Raw genomic sequence first — 2,108 nt, forward strand, 5'->3', positions numbered from 1 at the left:
GACCGGTACTAATAAGCCGAAGACTTGACAACACAATTATTTCCCYACCCTTGTGGTGGGGGCTCGCGTCCACTTTGTGGTTCCCGACAGACGATCGGGAATCAAACTGAATACTTCAGCTGRACCAGCATGAAGGAACAGTGTTTGATCCGTTTCGGGTCGACAGTGTTCCGGTGGTCATAGCGAGAGGGAAACGCCCGGTCACATTCCGAACCCGGAAGCTAAGCCTCTCAGCGCCGATGGTACTGCAAGGGGGACCTTGTGGGAGAGTAGGACGCCGCCGGACTCATCTTCACGTACGACCAGGGAACCCCTGACCATTCATGGTCAGGGGTTTTCTGCGTTCCCGGGGACCCCGGACTGTGACGGTCGGGCGTCTTCTGCGTACCCGGGATACCTCTGGCCATGACGGCCAGGGATCTTCTGCGTTTCGAGGGCTTTCATGCGTCGCACCCGCACCCGCACCCGTACCCGTACCCGCACCTGCGATGGCACGGGTGTCGGCACCTGCACCTGCGCCTGGCCTTGCGCGCCGGCCGTGTGCGCCTCCGCCTGCTGAGGTGTCGCGCCTGTCGGGGACGTTCCGGTCGGTCAACCTGCCCTGCCCCCGCCCACGCCCCGAGCACTGCAGGGCGCCACCCTTCACGGGGCGCGGCCGGAGTCGGCCGGCGGCTCGTAGATCGGATCTCGATCAGGACCCGCCGCTCGAGAAGCCAGGGAACGACGCCCGATCGCGACATTCCCTCGTCGGGTGCGACGGAGATCGGGCAGGTACACGTCAGAACCGTTGCGGGCCGGCGCTCGAGGATGGGCGGGCGGGGAAAGGTCGCGGCGTCCGTCGTGGCGGTGTGTGCGTTGCAACCGATGAACGGTTAGGACCCGTCGCTGCGGCGTTCGGACGCTGGAGCCGATCCTCGCGACGGGGCCGGGTTCCAGCTCTGCACCGATGCACCGTGACGAGGGACGCGCACCGAGCGTTCACGTCGCCCGTACATCGACTCGGCGGCGTGGAGCGTCGGCCGGTCGAGAAGCTCGGGCCGGCTTCGGCCGCCGGAGGAGTCGGGACCGGCAAGTCGCCCAGCGCAGCTTGTGGCTGCGCTCTCTCGCGGGTGTTCCGGCGATGGGGTCACGACGGGTCAGCTGTGCCGAGGTACGGGCGGTCGGGACGGTGTTCGTCGCCGCGGCAACATCTTCCGCCTGTTCGGCCACAGGTCGAGGCCAGCTGCCTTCGAGCTGATCGCGGTGGTTCCCCTCGAGGCCGCCGGCGCTTGCATACGAGGCCGGCGGGGAGCACCATCGCCGTGAGCCGTGAGCCGTGAGCCGTGAGCCGTGAGCCGTGAGCCGTGAGCCGTGAGCCGTGAGCCGTGAGCCGGGCGGTGGGCCACAGGGCAACAGAAGGTCATCCGCAGTCACGCCCGGCTTGCTCGTAGAACGCGACACGCCCGGGAGTAGGCGTGGTTGGCGGTGCTGCTCAGTCCCGCGTAAGGTTGTACCTCGTTGCCGCTGAGGCGGAGAACGGAACGGCCGGGACGGTCGCCAGGTCATCGACTTGGAGATCTTGTCCGCCACGGTTCTTCCCCGGGCAACGAACCAGCTCCTTCGTGAAGCGCCCTGATGGGTGTGGAGCGGTGGGTGCGTCTGGTCCTTGAGAACTCAACAGCGTGCACATTGTCAATGCCAATTTATTGACCCCGTGCCTGGCTGGCCTTTTGGTTGGTCGGGTCGGAGACAATTCCTTTTGGATTGAAGATTGTCCAGTGGACAGTCAACAGTCAGTTTCAACTCGCTGACACTTCGGTGTTGGTTGTAATTTTTTACGGAGAGTTTGATCCTGGCTCAGGACGAACGCTGGCGGCGTGCTTAACACATGCAAGTCGAACGATGATCAGGAGCTTGCTTCTGTGATTAGTGGCGAACGGGTGAGTAACACGTGAGTAACCTGCCCCTGACTCTGGGATAAGCGTTGGAAACGACGTCTAATACTGGATAGGACTACTGGCCGCATGGTCTGGTGGTGGAAAGATTTTTTGGTTGGGGATGGACTCGCGGCCTATCAGCTTGTTGGTGAGGTAATGGCTCACCAAGGCGACGACGGGTAGCCGGCCTGA

2 rRNA genes are annotated in these 2,108 nt (G+C 63.6%); both read left to right on the plus strand.

The annotated features are described in order from the left end of the window. Positions 1–169 precede the first annotated feature (169 nt). Positions 170–286: ribosomal RNA gene (rrf, locus tag BEP24_RS16195) — 5S ribosomal RNA — on the plus strand. Between the two features lie 1,527 nt (positions 287–1,813). Continuing rightward, a 16S ribosomal RNA gene (locus BEP24_RS16200) occupies positions 1,814–2,108 on the plus strand; the annotation flags it as partial.

It is taken from the genome of Curtobacterium sp. UCD-KPL2560 (assembly GCF_001705035.1).
Lineage (GTDB): Bacteria > Actinomycetota > Actinomycetes > Actinomycetales > Microbacteriaceae > Curtobacterium.